The sequence below is a fragment of the Planktothrix sp. FACHB-1355 genome (assembly GCF_014748295.1).
Classification (GTDB): domain Bacteria; phylum Cyanobacteriota; class Cyanobacteriia; order Cyanobacteriales; family Aerosakkonemataceae; genus Aerosakkonema; species Aerosakkonema funiforme_A.
The window spans coordinates 1-3651 of sequence record NZ_JACJUP010000707.1 but is presented as its reverse complement, the minus strand read 5'-3'; the positions used below and the strand labels follow the sequence as shown (position 1 = coordinate 3651).

Below are 3651 nucleotides of genomic sequence, written 5' to 3'. Positions count from 1 at the left end.
GATAAACTTGCTGAAGCGCTTTAGCTAATTCTACACCAGCACCGACATCAGCCGATCGGTGAAAGCCGTCTACGACTAAATCTATATCTTCAAGCAGTACTTGTCCTTCATTATCAGCTAAAAGTAAATCCCGCACCGCACCACCAACTAAATAAAGATGCCAGCCTCGTGTTTCTGCCTCCTGAAATGCTTTTTGCAGTAATTGCCAAAGTGGAGAAGCGAGACGATCGCGAACAGAAGGCAGCAGGCAAAGTGCAAAAGACAAAAGCGAATCATCTTTCCATTCGTTTGACTTTTGACTGTTGAATTTTGCCTTTTCTTGGTGCAATTGCCGCAACACATCCGTGCGGGTCACAATTCCCACTAACTGCCCATTTTGTAAAACTGGCAATCTGCCGATATCGTAAGTCACCATCAGCGACTCAATTTCTGGCAATGGCGTATCGGGAGCGATCGTTTTTAGATTAGTAGTCATATAGCCTTTTACAGGCGCGTGACTGAAACCGTGATGCAGAGCAATATCGATATCTCGTCTCGAAATAATGCCAACCAATTCGTCTTGAGCATTTACCACAGATAAACCAGAATGTCCGTAACGCAGCAAGATTCGTTGCGCTTGTTCAATTGTGGTATCGGGGCGAATTGTCCGCACTGGGGATGACATCAATTCTCTTGCCGTAGGGGGATGGGGAATTTGATTTTCCAGCTGTTCCACCAGATGTTCTAATATTGCTTGCGAATCGACCGATCGCAAATTTGCAGACGCCGCCTGGGAATGACCCCCACCACCGATTTCTTGGAAAAGTTGGTTGAGGTCAGTGCCATAAATACGCGATCGACCAACGATCGTCAATCGATCGTCGGATTTTGGATTTTGGATTTTGGATTTTGGATTGGTAACTGGTGATTGGTCATTTGTGATTGCTATCTCACAATTCTCCCCATCTCCCCCGCTCCAGGTCTCCCCCACTTCCTTTTGCTGATATCTCGCAGCCAGCAGCAAAGCATCGCTTTCAGTTAGCTCGATCAGTTGGGATGCAAGACTGGATAACCCCGGCACAAAACCGGAAGTACTCAGCAAACACCAAGATATAGTGTGACCCCATTTGGTTATCCTCTGCATATTGTCCAGAGCAACTTTGAGCAGTTCTTGCAATTGGCGAGATAAACCTGGGTCAATATATTCGGCAATCACTTTCAGACTCGCCCCTTGGGCCATTAACCAAGCCAAAGCGGTGGCGTCTCTTGGCGTCGTATGCTCAAAAGTGAGCGATCCCGTATCTACATGAATACCCAACGCCATCACCGTCGCCTCAGCCGGTGTCAGTTCGATTTTGGATTTTGGCTCGTTCCCAGACGACTGCCTGGGAATGCCGATTTTGGATTGGGAAGATTCTTTACTCAGTCCCCAATCGCTTTTTTGTAGCTGTTCGACTACCAGGGTAGTAGTGGCTCCGACTGGCTCAAGATAAATTTGGGTAGCTGGAATGTCGCTATCTCGAGCTGGGTGATGGTCGTAGAGGACAATTTCATTCAAGTGGGGTAAGTCAAACCATTCAGCTGCTTTGCCGAGGCGATCGCGCTGTTGCGTATCGACTACAGTCAGAGAACGAATCTGTTTGGCATTAACCGATCGACGTTCGATCAAGGCAAACTCATCCCGGTGCAATGCCAAAAAATCCCGCACCGCTGGATGTGCGCCCCCAGGCAAAACAATTTTCGCCCCAGCTTTCAGGCGCGATAATCCTACAGCTGCCCCCAGAGCATCAAAATCTGCGGTTGTGTGACACAGTATCAGATCCATCTACCTTTACCACTCTTGCAAAATTTGCGATCGCTCTCTTCCCACACCCAATCAAACCTTCAATTCCATTACAGCTAACTATTGGGCGGTATTGCTAAAAATCTTTGCGGTTGTTTTGGCCTAACTAAAAACTGAAATCCACATTCTCTCCCGCTCCCCCGCTCTCCCCCTCTTTCGCCTGCGATCGAACTTCGCCAAGAATTAGTATTACTTTGGGCGCGATCGAGGTGGGCAGAGGCGTGTCGCTGTGCTGATAAAATGCCTTAAGACGGTAGACCGTGTTAGAAGTCCGTTAGGCTGTTAGTGGTCGGGGTACGGTCAATTACCCCCTTCGCACCTCCGTTCTCCGAACAAGAGCTAGACACGGCTAGAAAATTGGCAGGGTAAGCGATCGGATATTGTATCCTTAGCAATTGACGCTAAATAACGCTTGTATAACTAAAAATCCCCCTACTAAAAAAGGTGGGAATGTCGCTCGGTCTGTTGCTGTATTGGGAGAACCGCAAATGACAATTTTGTTTCAATTAGCCTTGTTTGCTCTAGTCGTCGTATCCTTTGCTATGGTGGTGGGCGTCCCCGTTGCTTACGCGACACCTCAGAATTGGGATCAATCCAAACGGCTTCTGTGGTTGGGTTCCGGCGTCTGGGTTGCTCTGGTGCTTATAGTGGGCGCATTGAGCTATTTTGTTGTTTGATCCGAGTTCATCAGTCATTAGTCGTTTGTCATTAGTCATCGGTTATCGGTCTCTCAGTTATGAGAAGCTAACCAATAACTTCTGACTTCTGACTTTTGAAAACTCACAAATGACCGATACCCAATGATTAATGACTGATGACTGATGACTCATAACAAACGATTAATGGCAAAGGACTATTGACATGGCAGTTTTCGAGGGAAATTTTACTCAGACAGAATCTCTGCGGTTTGCGATCGTCATCGGTCGATTCAACGACCTCGTGACGGGCAAACTTTTGGAGGGTTGTCAAGATTGTTTGAAACGCCACGGCGTCGATGTCAATCCTCACGGCACTCAGGTAGATTATGTTTGGGTACCGGGCAGTTTTGAAATACCTTTGGTGGCCCGCCAGATGGCAATTAGCCAGCGCTATGATGCCGTAATTTGCCTGGGTGCGGTAATCAAAGGCCAAACGCCTCATTTTGACTACGTGGCGGCGGAAGTATCCAAGGGAATTGCTGCGGCTGGGTTTCAAACCGGTGTTCCGGTAGTATTTGGCGTCTTGACCGCAGACACGATGCAGCAAGCTCTGGAAAGGGCCGGAATAAAGAGCAATAAAGGCTGGGATTATGGGATGAGCGCTCTGGAAATGGCGACTTTGATGCGTCAACTCAAGGGCAATCCAGATATTCAGCCCATACCTGCCTCCCTAAAAAGTGCTATTGCTCCCAGAGAGTCCGCCGAAGTATAGGTATCGGGTCTGAGATAGATCCAGAAATGGCTTGCCAAAAAAATTATCTTCCATAGTTGACATACAGGAGTTATTTTGACATACTAAAGAAAGTTGAGAGGTTGCGGGCATAGCTCAGTGGTAGAGCGTCACCTTGCCAAGGTGAATGTCGCGCGTTCGAATCGCGTTGCCCGCTTTAAAGTTAAAATAAACGCAAAAGCTAAGAGCTTGAACTTCGCCAGTTAACATTTCAGCAGTTTTTGCGAAGGAAAGAGGCCGAAATTGACAGTGTATTAGCGAAAAATTAGGCGATCGAACTGGTACTTCTAGGACGGCTTTCATTAATTTTGTGTTAATCTCAATGTCTAGCAGGATAGGGTATTCAACCTGGATAAAAACCCAGTCTCCTAGAGGCAACGCACCTTGAAAATTGAGGATAG

General features: G+C 47.3%; 3 protein-coding genes and 1 tRNA gene. 3 read left to right on the top strand and 1 reads right to left on the bottom strand.

Going from position 1 to position 3651, the window contains the following annotated elements; translation table 11 throughout:
• A partial coding sequence (locus tag H6S82_RS23455; protein WP_191056789.1) for a CBS domain-containing protein occupies positions 1 to 1804 on the bottom strand: 1804 nt, incomplete at its 3' end.
• 506 nt (positions 1805 to 2310) lie between these two features.
• Here H6S82_RS23455 and psbZ point away from each other — a divergent pair.
• The 3 genes from psbZ to H6S82_RS23440 all read left to right on the top strand — a co-directional run bounded on the left by psbZ (position 2311) and on the right by H6S82_RS23440 (position 3407).
• Positions 2311 to 2499, top strand: coding sequence for a photosystem II reaction center protein PsbZ (gene psbZ / locus H6S82_RS23450; RefSeq protein WP_190464334.1), 189 nt, complete (start codon positions 2311 to 2313; stop codon positions 2497 to 2499).
• Between the two features lie 184 nt (positions 2500 to 2683).
• Positions 2684 to 3232, top strand: coding sequence for a 6,7-dimethyl-8-ribityllumazine synthase (gene ribH / locus H6S82_RS23445; protein WP_190464280.1), 549 nt, complete (start codon positions 2684 to 2686; stop codon positions 3230 to 3232).
• Between the two features lie 103 nt (positions 3233 to 3335).
• A tRNA-Gly gene (locus H6S82_RS23440) sits at positions 3336 to 3407 on the top strand.
• Positions 3408 to 3651: the final 244 nt, after the last annotated feature.

Bases quoted from the DNA above. Each gene is read 5' to 3' on its own strand.
- psbZ (WP_190464334.1), top strand. From the start codon at position 2,311: ATGACAATTTTGTTTCAATTAGCCTTGTTTGCTCTAGTCGTCGTATCC.
- ribH (WP_190464280.1), top strand. From the start codon at position 2,684: ATGGCAGTTTTCGAGGGAAATTTTACTCAGACAGAATCTCTGCGGTTT.